This is a genomic window from Streptomyces odontomachicola, from assembly GCF_039605595.1.
Lineage (GTDB): Bacteria > Actinomycetota > Actinomycetes > Streptomycetales > Streptomycetaceae > Streptomyces.
The window spans coordinates 60,268-77,509 of the sequence record NZ_JBCFOK010000011.1 but is presented as its reverse complement, the minus strand read 5'-3'; the positions used below and the strand labels follow the sequence as shown (position 1 = coordinate 77,509).

The window sequence follows — 17,242 nt, the reverse complement described above, 5'->3', positions numbered from 1 at the left end:
CGCGCCGCCTCCCCCCACTTAGGTGTGGGCGTGCGTTCCGCTAGGGGCGGAACGGGCGGGCACACCGGAACCGCCAGCCGCGAGGCCCCCGTCCCCACGCACTCGACGTTCGCGCTCGCCGCGGGCGCCCGCGGGGCTGCGCCCCGAACCCCGTTGGGTGGGTGGTTGCGTGGGGGCCGGGGGCTGCGGTCCGGTTGTGCCCACCCGTTCCGCCCCAGCGGAACGAATGCCCACAACCTTGTGTGGGGGGGGAGAGAGCCCAGACGGGGCCCGGGGCGCGGCGCGGTCATTCCAGGCTCAGCACATACGCGACCCCGTCCGCGACGTCGCACTCGCGCCCCGCACGGTGCGCGGCCTCGTACGCGGCGTCGCCCAGGGCCTCGCGAAGGCGGAGCTCACGGGCCTTGCGTGCCGTGACGGAACCGGGGATGCCCGACTGCGCGCGGCCGATGGAGTTCCAGAGGCCGTCGGCGACGCCCAGCAGCCGCGCGGCCTGCGCGGGGTGGGTCGCGGCGCGGGCCGGAGCCAGCGTTTCCAGGATCATCGCGGCGCCGAGCGTGTCGTGCAGCCGCCATTTGAGGCGCAGCGCCCTGCCCCCGTACCGGATCGCCGCCACCGGATCGCCGGTGCCCAGGGCAGCGGTGGCCAGGCAGTACAGGGCGTAGGCGCGGCACCACTGCTCGCCCGCCTCCTCGCACTCGGCGCGCAGCAGGTCGGCGGTCGCGGCGAGCCGGGCGAAGTCCCCCAGGCCCAGGTGCGCGACCGTCAGCGAGCACAGCGCCATGAACCTGACCGGCGGCGAACCGGCGCCGAAGTCCGGCGAGCGCAGCGCCGCGTCCAGCAGCGCGACCGCCTCGTCGGACCGGCCGCCTGTCGCGTATCCCGCGCCCTTGAGCGTGGTCGCGCCCTCGGCCGCCGTCGGGTCGCCCAGCACCGCGGCGAGCCGGGCGCAGGCGTCGTCCATCGCCTCGACAGCCTCGCGGTCCCCCTGGGCGCACGCCAGGATCCCGCAGGCCCACTGCGCCCAGAACCGCTCGTGACCGTGATCGTCCTCCGACGCCCTGGCGAGTGCCCGGTCCAGATAGTGGCGGCCCTCGCGCTGGAACCCGTAACAGAACCAGAAGGACCACAGATTGCCTGCCATCTCCAGCGCGTAGCGCGGATCCGGGTCGGCGAGGCAGTTCTCCAGGGCGGCGCGCAGGTTGGCGTACTCGGCCGTGGCCCTGTCGCACCAGGCGACCTGCCGGCCGCCGGCCCAGTCCTGGTGCGCGGTGCGGGCCAGCAGGCGGTAGAAGTCGCGGTGGCGCTGGGCGAGTTCGTGGTCCTCGCCGAGCCCGCGCAGCCACTCGCGGCCGAAGTCGCGCACCGTGTCCAGCATCGAATACCGCATGCCGCGCTGCGCGTTGCCGCGTTGCAGCACCGACTTGTCCGCCAGCGAGGACAGCAGCCCCGGCACCTGGTCGCTGTCGAGCGGGCCGTCGGCGCACACCCAGGCGGCCGCCTCCTCCTCGAAGCCCCCGGAGAACACCGACAACCGCGCCCACAGCAGCCGCTCCAGCGGCGTGCACAGCTCGTGGCTCCAGCCGATCGTCGTCCGCAGCGCCCGGTGCCGCGGCTCGCCGCCGAGGACGGGCTCGTCCTGCGCGGTGAGCGTCTCGAAGCGGGTGTGCAGGAGTACGCAGAGCCGGTCGAGGGACATCTCCGAGAGCCGGGCCGCGGCCAGTTCGATGGCGAGCGGGATGCCCTCCAGGCGCGCGCAGATCTCGGCGACCACCGCGCCGTCGCGCTCGCCGGGTACGGACAGCGGCGCCGCGGCGGCGGCGCGGTCGGTGAAGAGCAGCTCGGCGGCGGCGGGCCCCTCGCCGCGCCGCCGGCCCGCACCGCCGACGGGGAGCGGGGGCACGGTGACCACACACTCCTCCGGTGTCCTGAGGGGGCAGCGGCTGGTGGTCAGGATGTGCACCCGGGGCGCCGTGGCCAGCAGCTTCGCGGCGAACTCGGCGCATCCGGCCGCGAGGTGTTCGCAGCAGTCCAGGATGAGTAACAGCCGCTTGTCGGCGAGCCATTCGGTCACCACCTCGTACGCCGACCTGGGCGACTGGTCCGCCAGCCGGAGCGCCTCGTACACGGCGAGGGGGAGCGAGGCCGCGCCCTTGAGCGGGGAGAGCTCCACCAGCCACACCCCGTCGGGGAAGGCGGCCGCCGACTCCGCGCCGACGCGCCGCGCCAGGCGGGTCTTGCCCACGCCGCCCATTCCGGTCAGCGTCACCAGCCGGGCGTCGAGCACCATGCCGGATGCGGCGCTGAGCACGGCCCGGCGCCCGATGAAACTCGTCGCCTCTGAGGGCAGATTGCCCGCCCTCCGGACCCGCCGCGAACTGTCCATGCGCCGTTCTCCCCACTCGTGCCCTGGCCGCCGTTCGCCGCCCGCCGCCGAGTCTTTCCCGCCGGAGGGGCGCCGCCCCCGGGATGCCATGACCTGCCCGGATCTTCCCTCTCCGTGCTCAGACCCCTTCAGCGCGCCGACACACATGGCCAACTGACGTCTGAATCCGATCAACTACTCCCGGTCACGGGGGCCTTGGGCCATGCTGTGCTCTTTGCTGCCACCGCGCGCAGGGACGGAAGGGGCTGCTCATGGCCGTCGGCAGAGGGTGGCGGGGTACGAGCGCGCGCGGCTGGTGGCGGCGCGGCCCGATGGCCTGGGCGCTGGGCGCCACCGTGGCGGCAGCGGCGCTCGGCGCGTCGGCCGACGGCCGGTCACCGGCCCTCGGCGCGCTGCTCATCGGCCCCGTCCTGGCCGGCTCCCGGCTGGACGCGCGCCGCACCGCCTCGGTCGCCGCCTGCTCGCTGCTGCTCGCGCTGGGCTTGGGCGGCCTGGGCGTGGGCGGTTCGGGCGCGGGCGGCGTACGGCACCTCGTGACCGATCCCGGATTCGCCACGGAGTTCCTGGCGCTGGCTGCCGGCGGCGGGATCGCGGTGCGCAACGCGGCGCGGAATACCGCCAGGGAGGCCGAGTTGGCCCAGGCGCTGCGCGTGGCCCGCGCGTCCCAGGAGGCGATCCTGCGCCCGGTGTCCACGCAGATCGGCGGCGTGAAGGTGTGCACCCGGCACCACTGCCCGGTGCCGGGCGCCTCGGTGGGCGGCGACCTGTACGACGTCGTGCACACCCCTTACGGCACGCGGCTGCTCGTCGGCGACGTACGCGGCCACAGCCTGGACTCGCTGGCGACCACGGCGACGGCCATACGGGCCTTCCGCGACCTCGCCTATCTCACGCCCCGCCTCGCCGATCTGACCCGGGCGCTGGACGCGCGGATCGCTCCGTCCCTGGGGCCCGAGGACTTCGTGACCGCCGTGCTCGCCGAGTTCGCGCCCGGCGAGGTGCGCCTCGTGAACTGCGGGCACCCCGCGCCCCTGCGCGCGGGCAGGCAGCTCAAGCTGCTGCAACCCCCGGAGGTCTCGCCGCCGTTGGGCCTGCATCCGACGCCCCGGCCGCACCGCGTCTATCTGGAGTCCGGCGATCTGCTGCTCTTCTACACCGACGGCCTGAGCGACGCGCGGGACGCCACCGGCGCCGGGTTCCCCCTGCTCGAACGGGTCGGCGACGCACTGGGCGCGCCCACACCGGCCGACGCGCTGGACGCCCTGCACGGCATGGCGGCCGCGCACACCGGCGGCCCGCTGGCCGACGACCTCGCCCTCGTACTCTGCGAGCCGGCGGGCGTGGGCGCGGACTCGCCCGCGCCCGGGCCGCCTCCGCCGACGGCTCCCCTGCCGGAGGGGCCTCAGCGGGACGTCTCCTCGTTGGACGTCCCCTCCATCGAACTGCCCTCGCCGAGGCTGCCGTCGGCGGAGCGGAGGACTTCGGCGGAGCGACGGACTTCGGCGCAGCGGTGGAACGGGACCGGGGCGCCCGGCGCCGCGGGGCCCGCGTTCCCCTGAGGCCCGCGATCCCCCAGGGGCCGGCAACCAACCAGCGGCCGGCCCCCGTTACCCCCGGCCCGCCCGCAGCCCCTGTTCGATCTCCTCCAGGGAGCGGCCCTTCGTCTCCGGGATGCAGCGCAGGGTGAAGAGCACCAGCAGCGCGCAGATGCCCGCGTACAGCCAGAACGTGGCGGACACGCCCAGCGCCTGGAGCAGCGAGAGGAAGGTGAGGGAGACGAGGAAGTTCATGGTCCAGTTCGCCGCGAGGCTCACACTCATCGCCGTTCCGCGCACCTGCGTGGGGTACAGCTCCGCAGGGACGATGAAGATCACCACGCACAGCGCAGCGGCGGCAGCGGCGATGTAGGCGGCGACGCAGGCCACCGCGAGATAGCCGGCCTGCCCGCCGTGGCCGCCGGCGACCGAGGCGAGGCCCGCGAGCGAGAGCGCCATCACCGCGGCGCCGCCCGCCAGCAGCGGCTTGCGGCCCACGCGGTCCACCAGCGCCATGCCGACCAGCGTGAAGAGCACGTTGACGAGCCCGACGCCGACCGTGGCCAGGGTCGCGCCTGCGGTGCCGATCCCGGCGCGCTCGAAGATCGTGGGCGCGTAGTAGATCACCGTGTTGATGCCGCTGGCCTGCCCCAGGATCTGGAGCCCGACGCCCGCCACCAACGCGGGCCGCAGCCAGCGGTGCCGCAGCGCGGAGAGCGTGGCGCGGCGCGGCGCCTCGCCGGTCTCGCGCAGCGCGGCCAGCTCCTCCGCCGGATCGGCGCCGGGGCGCAGCCGCGCCAGCACCCGCAGGGCCTCCTCCTCGCGCCCCTTGCCGGCGAGCCAGCGCGGGGTCTCGGGCAGCAGGGCCATGCCGCCGAACAGCACGAGCGAGGGCAGCACGGCGAGCGCGAACATCGCCCGCCAGTTGCCCGAGCCGCTGAACGCGTACCCGGCGGCGTACGCCCCCACGATGCCGATGGTGATGAGGAGTTGGTTGACCGAGACCAGGCGGCCGCGCAGGTGCGGGGGAGCGGTCTCGGCGATGAAGACCGGCACGAGCGAGGAGGCCGCGCCCACCGCGAGCCCCAGCACCACGCGGGCGCCGGTGAGCGTCGCCGCGTTCGGCGCGAGCGCCGCGATCACCGAGCCGGCGCCGAACACCGCGGCGGCCGCCATGATCAGTCGCCGCCGCCCGAAGCGGTCCGCCAGCGGGCCCGCGCCGAAGGCGCCGATCATGGCGCCGACCAGCAGCGCGGAGACCACCACCCCGGAGGTGAACGGGGTCAGCCCGAAGTCCTCCGTCAGATGCGGCAGGGCGCCGGCGATCACGCCCGTGTCGTACCCGAAGAGGAAGCCGCCCACCGCGGCGGCCACCGTGATCCCGTACACGACGGGCGGTGTCCTGCGGGCGGCGGCTGAGGGCTGACCCGGCTCCGGTGCGCGGGTGGTGGGCTTCATGTGCGGGCTCTTTTCGTGAGCGGTGTGCTGCTGTTGCCTGATGGTGCTGCGCCAAATTGGTTCGATCCAATTCGGCGAGTGCTCGCCACTGTGGCGCAGGCGCGTAGCTTTGCCAAGGGGTACGGAGTCACCGATTCCGGCGCCGTGCTCTGCGGCTACGTCTGGTGCGTCGCCGCTCTCCGTGTGTGCTCGCGGGGTCGTACGGGCTGGCCCGTGGCGCGGAGTGATGGTTGCTCGGCCGCACATTGGTACGTACCCTGTGAGCTCATCGGCGAAAGCGCCGACAGTGCAGAGCAGCAGCGAGAGGCAGGGCGCATGGCGAGCCGCAAGCACGATCAGGTGCGGGAGCGCCTGGAGCAGGAGTGCGCAGCCGCCCTGCCGCACAGCCCGCTGCCCACCGAACGCGAGCTCGCCGAGCGGTACGGGGTCAGCCGCTCCACCATCCGCCAGGCGCTCTCCGCGCTGCACGACGCGGGGCGGATCTACCGCGTGCAGGGCGCCGGCACCTTCACCGCCGACACGGCGATCGCCAAGAGCCTGTCGCTGACCTCGTTCAGCGAGGACATGGCCGAGCGGCGGCTCACCCCGAGCAGCCGCGTCCTCGCCGCCGAGCTGTGTCCGGCGGGCGCGGACACCGGGGCGCGGCTGCGGATCAGCCCCGGGGACGAGGTCGTGCACCTGCGGCGGCTGCGGCTGGCCGACGGGGCGCCGATGTGCGTGGAGAGCGTGCGGCTGCCTGCCGCGCGCTTCCCCGGGCTGCTCGACCACGACCTCGACGGTTCGCTGTACCGGCTGCTGAGCGAGGAGTACGGGGCGGTGCTCGCGCGCGCCGAGCAGACCATCCGCGCCACCGTCCTCGACCCCGGCGCGGCCGGACTTCTCGACGTGGCCCCGCATTCGCCCGCGCTGGAGGTGGACCGCACAGGCCTCGACGACCGCGACCGGCCCACCGAGCACACCCTGAGCACCTACCGCGCCGACCGCTACGAGATCCGCTTCACCGCGCGGAGGGAGCAGGCATGACGGGGCGACAGGGTGTGGCGGGCCGAGAGGGTGTGGCGGTCCGAGCCGCGGCAGGGCCCAACGGGTCGCCCCTCACCGGCCGTTGGGCGCTGGGCGCCGATGTCGGGGGCACGAAGATCGCCACCGGGCTCGTCGGCCCCGACGGGTCGGTGCATGCCCCGCACACCGTTCCGACACCGGCCCGCGAGGGCGCCGCCGCGATCCTGGACGCCGTCGCCGGGGCGCTGAGGCCCGCGCTGGACGCCGTACCCGAGGGGGTCACCCCGTACGGGCTCGGGCTGGGCACCGGCGGGGTCGTGGACCACGCGGCCGGCCGCATCGTGTCGGCCACCTCGCTGCTCGCCGGATGGGCGGGCGTGCCCGCTGCGCGGGAGCTGGAGCGGCGGCTCGGGCTGCCCGTGCGGGTCGACAACGACGCCCGCGCCCTGGCACTCGGCGAGCTGCACTTCGGCGCGGCGCGAGGGCGCGACTCGGTGCTGTTCGCCGCCGTGGGCACGGGGATCGGTGGTGCGCTGGTGCTCCAAGGGGAGCTGCTGCGCGGGGAGTTCCCGTGCGCGGGCGAGATAGGCCACCTGCCCGTGGCCCTCGCGGCGGCCGAAGGTGCCGAGTGCAGCTGCGGCCGTACGGGGCATCTGGAGGCGGTCGCGGCCGGGCCCGGCATGACCCGCACCTACGCGCGCCGCGGCGGGGCGCCTGCGCCGGACCTCCGCGCCGTCGTGGAGCGCGCACACGCCGGGGACGCGCTCGCCCGGCAGGTGGTCACCGAGGGCGCGGCCTGCCTCGGTGGCGCGCTCGGAGGGCTGGTCAACGCGCTCGGCGTGGGCGCCGTGGTGATCGGCGGCGGCGTGCCCGGCATCGGGCCGCTCTACTGGGACGCGCTCGAACCGGCCCTGCGCGCCGAGCTGTTGCCCGCCTGCGCCGACGTGGCCGTCCTGCCCGCGCGGCTCGGCAGCGGCGCGGCGGTCGCGGGAGCGGCGGCACTGTGGGCCACGCCCTGACCTCGCACCGCTGTATCTCGTACCTCGTATCCGACACCCCCACCACGACGAAGGACACGGAACCCCCATGCAGCACAAGGAACTCGACCGGATACGCGGCGGGCTCGTCGTCTCCTGCCAGGCCGCCCCCGGCACCCCGCTCGAAGGGCCGCGGCACATGGCCGCGATGGCGCGGGCCGCGGTCGAGGGCGGGGCGGTGGGCATCCGCGCCGAGGGCATCGAGGACGTACGGGCCATCCGCGAGGCGCTTCCCCGCCCCCTTCCCCTGATCGGTCTGTGGAAGGTGGGCCGCGAGGGCGTCTACATCACCCCGACCGCCGAACACGCCCTCGCCGTACGGGAGGCGGGCGCGGACATCGTCGCCGTGGACGCCACGGACCGGCCGCGCCCTGACGGCGGGAGCTTCGCGGACACCGTGCGCGCGGTGCACCAGGCGGGAGGGCTGGTGATGGCCGACGTGTCCACGCTGGAGGAGGGGCTGCGGGCCGCCGAGGACGGCGCGGACGTGGTGGGCACGACCCTCTCCGGCTACACGGGCGGCACGGCTGCCCCCTCAGGCCCCGACGAGCCCCTGGTGACCGGCCTCGCCGCCCGCCTGGAGATCCCCCTCATCGCCGAGGGGCGCATCCACACCCCCGCGCAGGCCCGCACGATGCTGGAGCGCGGCGCCTGGTCGGTGGTGGTCGGCACCGCGATCACGGCGCCGACGTGGATCACCGGGACCTTCGCGGAGGCGATGGAGGGCTGACGGCGGGTGGCTCAGGCCGGACGGGGAGGGATGTTGCTCTGCCGTCATGCAGCGAGTTCACTGAGGAAACGAGGGTCTGCGGAACTCAGTGAACCGGGGCCGCCATGTCGTCGTTCCAGCCACCGCGTTGGGCCAAGCCCGCTCCGCTCGGCTACGGACAGGCCGCCGACGCGGCGCACTTCGTGGCCGCGCCCCTGCTGGCCTCGGCGGGCGTCGCCCTGATCGGGGTGATCGGAGCCGACGGAGGCCGGTTCCGCTGGCCGGGCGCCACCATGCTGGCCCTCTCGCTCGCGGTGCTGGCCCTGGTGGGCAGCGTCCAGTACGGCTTTCACGCGCGGGCGCTGCTCTACTCGGTCGCCGACCTCGAAGCGTGGTGGGGCACGGAGGACCTGGGAGACCGCCAGGAGGCCCTGCGCAGTCGGCAGCACCGGGACTACGGGCTCTGGAAGTCCACCATCGACAAGGCCGTGAGCACATACAACACCGGGGTGGCCCTGCTGGGCGCGGGCGTGAGCCTGTGCGTGGCACCCGGGCCCGGCACCTCGGCGCCGGACGCGGTGCTGCGGTGGGTGGCCTGCGCGGTGGTGGGGACGGGCGCGCTCGCCGAATTCCTCTGGGCGCTGTCCGCGCGGTACCCATGGCTCTGGTTTCGCCGCGGAGCTCGAAACTGACATACCTCTGACTGCTGATGAGGTGCGACGATGACTCTACGTTTCGGCGGGGCACGGTACCAATTCCAGTGTCCTGTATGTCATTTCTCTCTGGCGGGCCGAAAGGACCGCCAGATCGAGGTTCGGATTCAGGAAGCGGCGGGGCTTCACGACCAAGGTTGTCCCGGCAGGAGTATGGATCCCGTGCGGCTGCAGAAGATGACCGCCGAGCAGGTCCGCGCCGCTCTGGAACCCCCGGCGCAGTGAACGACGGAGTGTGGCATGTGCATGGATCACTGTCCCGCGCTGCGTGAAGCCGAGCCCGACTCCGTCCCCGTGCTGGAGGTGCTGGAGCTGCGCGGTGTGCTGCACGCGCGCTGCGGTGAAACGGGGCAGCCGGCGGCGGAACTGCTGCACCGCCTCCTCGCGACCCGCAGGTTCGAGGGGTTCGACGGGCGGCACCTCTACTGGGGAGCGCTGGAGCGTCTGTATGAGCCGGCCACGAATTCCCAGCTCATCTTCGTTCCCTTTTCCGGGGGCGGGCTGCACGCTGACACGTGTGTCAGCGCTGCCAGAGCGTTCATCCTGCTGTGGAGCTGCCCCGCCGAATATCTCCGGCTGGTCGAACGCCTCACGGCACCGGAGAACGGGTTCGCCATCCGGCGCCGGTACACCGCCCCGGATTTCGAGGCGCAACGGGACTGGCTTTCCGGTGCTTTCCCGTTCGTGCAGATCGGCTCCTCCGCACTGTGGATATGGATCTGCGCTGACGCGGCGGCTCCGGAGCGCGCCCTCGCGGAGCATGAGGGGCGCCGCTGGCGTGAGTACGACTTCGGCGCACGGGAGTGGAAGAACTCCCGGCTGCTCGTCGATGTCATGGTGCAGTCGGCCCTGACCAACTACGCGCTGCGGGGGAGGTACGACAGCGTCTCCGACTGCCACAGGGACACCGAGGAGCAAGGCGTCGCATTCGGCTCTCCCGGCTATGAGGCACTGGACCGGTACGTCAGCAGCGTGCCGCGCGAATTGGTCAGGCAGGTCGAGCAGGTGCACCGGCTCGCCCGCCCGATGCTGGTGGATGTCGGATGAGGGGCCCGGCGCACGCCGGGGTCCGCACGCGGTGAGGGGGCCGCGCCTCGCGCGTGAGCTCACCCCGCCCCGAGCACCCGTCGCGCCGCCTCCCTGCTCCGTTCCGCCACCACGATGCGGGAGCCCTCGAAATCCGGGGCGCGGGTCGCGTCCACGGCCATGCGGGATGTGGTGCCGTCGGGGGTGGAGGACGGGTCCAGGGGGCTGCCCGGGAGGCCGTCCACGAGGAACACGTCGCGGTGCGGCTGCATGTGGGTGGCCGTCGCCCAGAGGACCTGCGCGTCGTCGGTCACGTCGACGTCCTCGTCCACGGCGATGACCGTCTTGAGGTACGGGTCCCAGCCCAGCAGCCCCAGCATGACCTGGCGGGCCTGGCCAGGGCGCCCGGGGCGCAGCGCCACGTACGCGTGGAAGTGGGTGCCGGATGTGGGGTAGTGCAGGGCCGCGACCTGCGGAAAGCGCTCCTTGAGCTGCTGGGCCATCTCCGATTCGCGGGGTATGCGGGCGAGGTTGAGGTGCTCGGCGGTGTTGCCGCCCACGATGTCGAGCAGCATCGCGTCGCGCCGCCGCAGGACCGTCTGGACGGTGAGGAGGGTGTGGGTGGAGCGGTCCGAGGAGTAACCCGAGAACTCGCCGAACGGCCCCTCCTCCGCATGCCCCGCCGGATCGATGTAGCCCTCCAGGACGATCTCGGCGCCGGCCGGTACGCGGATGCCGTGTACGGGGGTGCGTACGGCGTCCAGGGGTTCGCCCAACAGCCCGCCCGCGATGTCCCGTTCATCGGTCGCGGGCCCCACCCGCGCCGACGCCGCGAGCAGGAACAGCGGATGGGCGCCGATCACCATGGCCACCGGCAGCCTCTCGCCCCTGTCGGCCGCGAGCTGGAGGAGCTGCCACAGATGGCCCCGTGAATGCAGGCTGGTCGCCAGCTCGTTGCGGCTGTGCACCATGGCCCGGTGGTAACTGAGGTTGCCGGAGCGCCCTTGCGCGTACGAGGGAGCCTCGACGGCGATGATGCCGCTGGTCACATAGGGCGCGCGGTCCGAGGCGAAGTGCTGGATGCGGGGGAGGGCCTCCAGATCCACGGCGTCGTCGCGGGTGACCTCCTCCAGCACGGGGCCCTCCTCCACGACACGGGGCGGGACGGCGCGCGCGGCCGCGGCCTGGTACGCGTCGTGCAGCCCCGCCGCGTCCGTACCCAGCAGGCTGGCCACCCGGCGGCGTGAGGCGAAGACATTGGTGACCAGCGGCGTGCCGGCGAGGCCCGCGACCTCGGGGCACAGCAGCAGCTCGTCCCGCCCGCGCGCGGCCAGTTCGAGGGCCAGCGCCGCGACGTCCTCGCCGTGGATGCGCTCCCCGACCCTGAGGACGTCCTCGGGGTGCCGGGCGGTGTAGGCGTCGAGGAAGCCGCGGAGGTCCTGGGAACGGGTCTCGTCGCTGGGCGGCATGGCGAACTCCCCTCCTGAGCAGCGGAATTGCGGGGCTGGGACCCTGCGCGGGCCCCAGCCCCTGCCCTCGTACGACGGCGCGCTGCCCCCGTACGGCGGCGTGCTCGTCACGCGCGCGCCGGCGCCTCCGCGCTCGCCTACGTGTCCTTCAACCGGAGCTGCGCCTCGGCCTCATCGCGCGGCGGCGGGGTGGGCTTCAACCCGAGCAGCTTGGCCATGTTGTTGCCGAGGTAGCCCTCCAGGTCGTCCTCGGAGAGGTTCATGCCCTGCGGCGGCGGGTCGCACAGGACCTCCAGCTCGCGTGCCCACATGCCAGGTTCGTTGGGCGGCGAGTCGGTGCCGAAGACCATCTGGTGCTTCTCCATCTGCTGCGCGAACTCCACGATCCGCGACTGGAGCAGCCACCCGGACTCGCCGTACACGTTCGGGCTGTCGAGGATCATGTAGAGGGCCTCGAAGCAGTACACGCCGCCGGTCTGCACCCCGAAGTGCGCCAGGATGAAATTGACGTTCGGGAACTCCCGGATGATCGGGTAGAACTGCGTGGGGATCGAGTACGGGCCGTCGCCGGTGTGGATCAGCACGATCACGCCCAGCTCGTCGCACACCCGCAGTACAGGACGCAGCCAGTCCAGCGCCCTGTCGGGGCGGTAGGCGTGCATGTTGGCGTGGAGCTTGAGCATCTTGTAGCCGTACTCCTTGACGTGGAACTCCAGCTCCTTCGCGCCGTTCTCGGGCCCGAAGCGCGGGTTGTACATGAAGTTCCCGACGAAGCGGTCCGGGTACGTCGTCACCAGCTCGGTGATGTACGCCATGTAGTCGCGGATGCCCTCGCGCCCCGTGCGCATCCCCTCCTGCCACACGGTGTTGCCGGGCGGCGGCATGATGCAGCCGACGTCGATGCGGCGGGACTTGCCGTTGATCACGTACGGCTTGTCCATCATCTCCAGCATGCGCTCGCCGTTGAAGGGCTCACCGGAGTGCCGCCAGGCCAGGTCGACGGTGTTGGTGGGGTGCAGGTGCGTGTCGATGATCATGTGCTGTCCCCTTCTTGGATATCGCTTCCTGGGTCTCGCTTCCTGGGTCGCGTTCCGTCAGTGGGGAACCCGGAAGGGCCCGCCTCACCTCCCTCCGGCGATGTCGTCGGGGCGCACCCCTGCGATGTCGTCAGGGCGCACCGGCACCCTGGCCAGCTCCAACCCCGTCGCGTCGCGCAGCGCGTTGGCGATGGCCGGCGTGGAGGACAGGGTCGGCGGCTCGCCCACGCCGTTCAGCCCGTAGGGGGAGTCGGGGTGGGGGAGTTCGAGCAGGTCGACGGGCATGGCGGGCACGTCGGCGACCGTCGGGATGAGGTAGTCGGTGAACGAGGGATTGCGCACCCGCCCCTCGGCGACCCGCAGTTCCTCCATGACCGCGAGCCCGAGGCCCTGGGCGTTGCCGCCCTCGATCTGCCCCTCCACCGCGAGCGGGTTCATGGCCTTGCCCACGTCCTGCGCCGTGGCCAGCTCGACCACCTTGACCAGGCCGAGTTCGGTGTCGACCTCGACCACGGCGCGGTGCGCGGCGAGCGCGAAGGCGATGTGCGCGTCGCCCTGCCCGCGCTCCGGATCGACGGGCTGCGTGGGGCGGTGCGCGTACTCGTACTCCGCCTCCAACGGGCCGTGCTCCCACAGGAGTTCGGCCATGGGCCCGTCCCCCAGGGCGGTCAGTTTTTCCCGTACGGCCTTGCACGCGCCCTGTACGGCGCCGCCGCTCATCCACGTGATGCGGGAGGCGGAGGAGGAGCCGGCGTCCCCGGCCGCGGTGTCGGCGGGGAGCACCACCACGCGCTGCACGCCCAGTTCGGTGCGGGCGATCTGCGCCTGCACGGTGACGATGCCCTGGCCGCACTCGGCGGCCGCGGTGTGGATCTCCACCAGTGGCTCGTCACCCACCAGGGACAGCCGCACCCGCGCCCGCGAGCGGTCGTCGACGCCGCCGGAGAAGCCGATGGCCTTCACGCCGATGGCATAGCCGACGCCCCGTACGACGGACTCGCCGTGGGTGGTGTTGTTGAGGCCGCCCGGCAGGTCGAAGGGGTTGCTGCCCGGATCGGCAGCGGGCGGCAGGGGCCGGTCGCGCAGGCGGCGCAGCAGCTCGGCGGCCGGCGCGGGGCCGTCGACGGCCTGGCCCGTGGGCAGCACGGTGCCGGTGTTCAGCGCGTTGCGCAGCCGCAACTCCAGCGGGTCGAGGCCCAGTTCGCGGGCCAGCCTGTCGAGGTTGGACTCGACGCCGTAACAGGACTGGACGGCCCCGAAGCCGCGCATCGCGCCGCAGGGCGGGTTGTTGGTGAACACCGAGAAGCCGTCGATCTCGGCGTGCGGCACCTCGTAGGCGCCGGCGGCGAAATAGGAGCCGTTGGCGATCACGACCTGCGAGGTCGAGGTGTAGGCGCCGCCGTCGAAGAGCAGCCGCGCCTTCACGTAGACGAGTTCACCGGCCGCGGTCGCGCCGTGCTCGAACCACATCTTCGCCGGATGCCGGTGTACGTGGCCGAAGAAGGACTCCTCGCGGTGGTAGCTCATCTTCACCGGGCGCCCCGTGCGCAGCGCGAGCAGCGCGGCGTGGATCTGCACCGACACGTCCTCCCGCCCGCCGAAGGCGCCGCCCACGCCGGCGAGGGTCAGCCGCACCTTCTCCGGGGGCAGGCCGAGCGCCGCGACCATCTGCCGGTGGTCGTCGTGCAGCCACTGGGTGGAGACGAAGACGTCGACGCCGCCGTCCTCGGCCGGTATCGCGAGCCCGGATTCGGGTCCCAGGAACGCCTGGTCCTGCATGCCGACCTCGTACACCCCGGACGCCGTCACCTCGGCCAGCTTCTCGGCGCGGGCCATGTCGCCGTGCCGGATGCGGACATGGCGTACGACGTTGCCGCTGCGCCCGTCCACGCGCTCGGCGTGCACCAGCGGGCCCGCGCCCCTGACGGCCTCCTCGGGGTCGGTGAGCGCGGGCAGCTCCTCGTACTCCACGTCGATCAGGTCGAGGGCGCGGCGCGCCGTCTCGGGGTGGTCGGCGGCGACCAGGGCCACCGGTTCGCCCTGGTAGCGGACCCGGTCGGCGGCGAGCACCGGCTGATCGGCGACCTTCATCCCGTACAGCGGTCGGCCCGGCACATCGCGGTGGGTGAGGACGGCGACCACCCCGGGGAGCGCCAGCGCGCGGGCGGTGCCGAGGCGCAGGATGCGCGCCGAGGGGTGGGGGCTGCGCAGGGTGGCGCCCCACACCATGCCGTCCCACTGCATGTCGGAGGAGTAGGCGAAGGCGCCCCGCACCTTGAGCGTGCCGTCGGGGCGCAGCGCGTCGCTGCCCACGCCGTCGGTGATGGCGGAGGGCTCCCGGGTCCCGGTGGCGGTGGTAGCGGTGTCGGTGGCGGGACTGGCGGCGGTGCTCACGTGCGGTCACTTCCCTTCGGGGTGGCGCATATTGCATGCAGCACGCTCAGGCCCGGGCGCGAGGCCGGGTGCGGGGTGCCCCTAGGTGACGGGGCGGACCCGGCCGCCGCGGCCCGCTTCCTCCGGGCCCGGCGCCACCGCCTGGGCCAGCCGCACCCGCAGCCGCCGCACGTGCTCGCGCGCGGCCTGCTCGGCGGCGTCGGGGTCGCCGGTCGTCATCGCCTCGAAGATGCGCCGGTGCTCCTCCACCGCCAGCCGCGCGGCCTCGGGGCTGCGCCACAGCGAGTGCAGCGCCAGATGCGCCTTGCCGGTGATGTTGCCGAGCGCGTCCGAGAGGTGGGTGTTGCCGGCGACCTCGCGGATCAGCCGGTGATAGGCCATGTCCATCTCGGTGTGCCGCTGCTCGTCGTACCCGGAGGACATCAACTCCTCGTGCTCCTCCAGCAGTCCGCGCAGCTCGGCGACCTTCGTGGCGTCCAGCCGCTCGGTCGCCAGCCGGGCGGCCAGCCCCTCCATGACCTCCCGCACCGCGTAGAGCTGCCGTACGTCGTCGAGGTCGACGGTCGCGACGACCGCCCCGCGGTGCGGGGTGTGGGTGGCCAGGCCGTCGTGGATCAGCCGCTGCACGGCCTCCCGTACGGGGCTGCGGCTGATGCCCATCTGGGTGGCCAGCGCGGGCACCGACAGGGCGTCGCCAGGTCGCAGGCGGTTGGCGAGCACGGCGCCCTTCATCTCCTCGTACGCCCGCTCCGCCAGCAGGCTGCCGCCCGCGATGGGATTGACGGCCCTCTCACTCGACATGGTCTGTCTCCGGTTTCTCCTGCTGTCGTCCCTCGCTGCTCCGAGGTTGCTGAGCATGTTGCATGTAATCTCGGAAGCCGGTCAATACCCGGGAGAGACCAACGCTCGTCTAAGGCAGGGGAGTTGGAGCCTCCGCTTCGTTCCGCGCCGCGGTGCGGTCCGCCGAATCCGGCGTATGCGCGGCCTCACTTTCGCCCTCGTCTCCTCCTCCCGCGCCCCTCCCCGGCATGCGCAACCGATGGAAGAAGAGGTTGAGCAGGAAGGCCGAGAGCGTGCCCAGGATGATGCCGCTCTCGAAGATCGCGGGGAGCTGCTTGCCCGGCATGTGCTCGGCGAACTGCGGATACGCCGTGGGCAGGAAGCCGATGCCGATGCTGGCCGCGACCAGCACCGTGTTGCGCTGGTCGCCCAGGTCGGCCTGGCGCAGGATCTGCACCCCCACCACCGCGATGGTCCCGAACAGCACGAGCGTCGCGCCGCCCAGCACCGAGGCGGGCACCGCGGCGATCACCGCTCCCACCTTGGGCATCAGCCCGAGCAGGAGCATCAGCGCCCCGGCCGCCGCCACGACCCAGCGGCTCTTCACGCGGGTCAGCCGCAGCAGGCCGATGTTCTGCGAATACACCGTGGTGGGGAAGGAGTTGAGGAAACCCGCCGCCACCGTCGCGAGCCCGTCGGCGCGCAGTGCCCGCACCACCTGGCGGCCGTCGACCTCCCGCTCCACGATCCGGCCCACGGCGAAGAACTGGCCGATGCTCTCGATCGCGATGATCAGCATCACGAGCAGCACGGACAGCACCGCCATGGTGTCCCACCGCGGCGTCCCGTAGTGCAGCGGCGCGGCCACCCCGACCCAGTCGGCGCCCGGGATCCCGGAGAAGTCCGTGTACCCGCCGAGCACCGCCACCACCGTGCCCGCGCCCAGGCCGATGCAGATGGCGACGGTCGCCAGGAAGCCGCGCGAGACCTTGTGCAGCAGCACGATGACCGCCAACGTCACGGCGGCCAGCCCGAGATGGACCGGCGTCGCGAAGTCCCTGGCCTGCTCGTCGCCGCCGCCGACCTGCCGTGCGGCCACGGCCAGCAGCGTGATGCCGACGACGAGCACGATGGTGCCGGTGACGACGGGCGGGAAGTAGCGCATCAGCCGGCTGAAGAGCGGCGCGATCACGAAGGTGGCGGCCCCGGCGGCGATCACCGCGCCGAACACCGTGGGCAGCCCGGCCCGCGCGCCGCCCGCCGCGAGCCCGACCGAGATGAGCGAGGGCACGGCCGTGGTGGACATGCCCTGCACGACGGGCAGCCTGATGCCGATCCCCGGGAGCCCCACCGACTGGATGAGGGTGGCGATGCCGCAGGCCAGCAGCGAGGCGTTGATCATCGCGGCGATGTCGGCGCCCTTCAGGCCGATGCCCTGCGCCACCAGCAGCGGCATCACCACGGCGCCGGCGTAGAAGGCGAGCACGTGCTGAAACCCGTACAGCACCAGCCGCCACAGCGAGGGCACCTCGTCGACGGCGTCCCGGCTCCGCGCGGTGGGCGGCGGCCGGTCGGAGCGGTCTTTGCGCAGGTGGAGCATGCGAGTTCCTCTCTCCACCGCCGGGGCGGTGGGCGTCCCTGCCGCGCCATGCACATTGCGTGCAACATAAAGGCCAGCCCACCGCTGTCAAGGCGG

The 17,242-nt window shown here is 73.2% G+C and carries 13 protein-coding genes; 6 read left to right on the top strand and 7 right to left on the bottom strand.

The window, feature by feature from the left end:
* Positions 1-286: 286 nt before the first annotated feature.
* Positions 287-2,386 carry an ATP-binding protein gene (locus ABEE00_RS20935; RefSeq protein ID WP_345747125.1) on the bottom strand — a complete coding sequence of 700 codons (2,100 nt, stop codon included), beginning with the start codon at positions 2,384-2,386 and terminating at the stop codon, positions 287-289.
* A 251-nt stretch (positions 2,387-2,637) separates the two neighbouring features.
* Here ABEE00_RS20935 and ABEE00_RS20930 point away from each other — a divergent pair, with 251 nt between their 5' ends.
* Positions 2,638-3,945 (top strand): PP2C family protein-serine/threonine phosphatase, encoded by a 1,308-nt coding sequence (locus ABEE00_RS20930; protein WP_345747124.1) that lies wholly within the window; start codon positions 2,638-2,640, stop codon positions 3,943-3,945.
* Between the two features lie 48 nt (positions 3,946-3,993).
* Here the strand turns inward: ABEE00_RS20930 and ABEE00_RS20925 are convergent, their stop codons facing one another.
* Positions 3,994-5,379, bottom strand: coding sequence for a sugar porter family MFS transporter (locus ABEE00_RS20925; protein WP_345747123.1), 1,386 nt, complete (start codon positions 5,377-5,379; stop codon positions 3,994-3,996).
* A 315-nt stretch (positions 5,380-5,694) separates the two neighbouring features.
* Here ABEE00_RS20925 and ABEE00_RS20920 point away from each other — a divergent pair, with 315 nt between their 5' ends.
* The 5 genes from ABEE00_RS20920 (at position 5,695) to ABEE00_RS20900 (ending at position 9,887) form a co-directional block, all read left to right on the top strand.
* Positions 5,695-6,402 carry a GntR family transcriptional regulator gene (locus ABEE00_RS20920; protein WP_345747122.1) on the top strand — a complete coding sequence of 236 codons (708 nt, stop codon included), beginning with the start codon at positions 5,695-5,697 and terminating at the stop codon, positions 6,400-6,402.
* Positions 6,399-7,400, top strand: a complete 1,002-nt coding sequence (locus ABEE00_RS20915; RefSeq protein ID WP_345747121.1) for an ROK family protein — start codon at positions 6,399-6,401, stop codon at positions 7,398-7,400. Before ABEE00_RS20920 ends, ABEE00_RS20915 begins: the two co-directional genes overlap by 4 nt.
* A gap of 67 nt (positions 7,401-7,467) precedes the next feature.
* Positions 7,468-8,148: an N-acetylmannosamine-6-phosphate 2-epimerase gene (locus tag ABEE00_RS20910; RefSeq protein ID WP_345747120.1), complete on the top strand. Its 681-nt coding sequence runs from the start codon at positions 7,468-7,470 to the stop codon at positions 8,146-8,148.
* Positions 8,149-8,252: 104 nt separating this feature from the next.
* Positions 8,253-8,819 carry a hypothetical protein gene (locus tag ABEE00_RS20905; protein WP_345747119.1) on the top strand — a complete coding sequence of 189 codons (567 nt, stop codon included), beginning with the start codon at positions 8,253-8,255 and terminating at the stop codon, positions 8,817-8,819.
* 267 nt (positions 8,820-9,086) lie between these two features.
* A complete protein-coding gene (locus ABEE00_RS20900; protein ID WP_345747118.1) occupies positions 9,087-9,887 on the top strand; it encodes a hypothetical protein in 801 nt (266 codons plus the stop codon).
* Positions 9,888-9,946: 59 nt separating this feature from the next.
* On the opposite strand, the gene ABEE00_RS20895 is transcribed toward ABEE00_RS20900, so the two are convergent.
* The 5 genes from ABEE00_RS20895 to ABEE00_RS20875 form a co-directional block, all read right to left on the bottom strand.
* Positions 9,947-11,335, bottom strand: a complete 1,389-nt coding sequence (locus ABEE00_RS20895; RefSeq protein WP_345747117.1) for a UbiD family decarboxylase — start codon at positions 11,333-11,335, stop codon at positions 9,947-9,949.
* A gap of 137 nt (positions 11,336-11,472) precedes the next feature.
* Positions 11,473-12,372, bottom strand: coding sequence for an amidohydrolase family protein (locus tag ABEE00_RS20890; protein WP_345747116.1), 900 nt, complete (start codon positions 12,370-12,372; stop codon positions 11,473-11,475).
* An 84-nt stretch (positions 12,373-12,456) separates the two neighbouring features.
* The gene (locus ABEE00_RS20885) at positions 12,457-14,766 is read right to left on the bottom strand and encodes a molybdopterin cofactor-binding domain-containing protein (RefSeq protein ID WP_451918630.1); all 2,310 of its coding nucleotides are present in this window, start codon (positions 14,764-14,766) and stop codon (positions 12,457-12,459) included.
* A gap of 81 nt (positions 14,767-14,847) precedes the next feature.
* Positions 14,848-15,567: a GntR family transcriptional regulator gene (locus ABEE00_RS20880; RefSeq protein WP_345747115.1), complete on the bottom strand. Its 720-nt coding sequence runs from the start codon at positions 15,565-15,567 to the stop codon at positions 14,848-14,850.
* 109 nt (positions 15,568-15,676) lie between these two features.
* Positions 15,677-17,146, bottom strand: coding sequence for a nucleobase:cation symporter-2 family protein (locus ABEE00_RS20875; protein ID WP_345747114.1), 1,470 nt, complete (start codon positions 17,144-17,146; stop codon positions 15,677-15,679).
* Positions 17,147-17,242: the final 96 nt, after the last annotated feature.

Coding starts and splice junctions, on each gene's coding strand:
- ABEE00_RS20935 (WP_345747125.1), bottom strand. CDS start 2,386: ATGGACAGTTCGCGGCGGGTCCGGAGGGCGGGCAATCTGCCCTCAGAG.
- ABEE00_RS20900 (WP_345747118.1), top strand. CDS start 9,087: ATGGATCACTGTCCCGCGCTGCGTGAAGCCGAGCCCGACTCCGTCCCC.
- ABEE00_RS20880 (WP_345747115.1), bottom strand. CDS start 15,567: ATGTCGAGTGAGAGGGCCGTCAATCCCATCGCGGGCGGCAGCCTGCTG.
- ABEE00_RS20915 (WP_345747121.1), top strand. CDS start 6,399: ATGACGGGGCGACAGGGTGTGGCGGGCCGAGAGGGTGTGGCGGTCCGA.
- ABEE00_RS20910 (WP_345747120.1), top strand. CDS start 7,468: ATGCAGCACAAGGAACTCGACCGGATACGCGGCGGGCTCGTCGTCTCC.
- ABEE00_RS20930 (WP_345747124.1), top strand. CDS start 2,638: ATGGCCGTCGGCAGAGGGTGGCGGGGTACGAGCGCGCGCGGCTGGTGG.
- ABEE00_RS20905 (WP_345747119.1), top strand. CDS start 8,253: ATGTCGTCGTTCCAGCCACCGCGTTGGGCCAAGCCCGCTCCGCTCGGC.
- ABEE00_RS20895 (WP_345747117.1), bottom strand. CDS start 11,335: ATGCCGCCCAGCGACGAGACCCGTTCCCAGGACCTCCGCGGCTTCCTC.
- ABEE00_RS20875 (WP_345747114.1), bottom strand. CDS start 17,146: ATGCTCCACCTGCGCAAAGACCGCTCCGACCGGCCGCCGCCCACCGCG.
- ABEE00_RS20925 (WP_345747123.1), bottom strand. CDS start 5,379: ATGAAGCCCACCACCCGCGCACCGGAGCCGGGTCAGCCCTCAGCCGCC.
- ABEE00_RS20920 (WP_345747122.1), top strand. CDS start 5,695: ATGGCGAGCCGCAAGCACGATCAGGTGCGGGAGCGCCTGGAGCAGGAG.
- ABEE00_RS20890 (WP_345747116.1), bottom strand. CDS start 12,372: ATGATCATCGACACGCACCTGCACCCCACCAACACCGTCGACCTGGCC.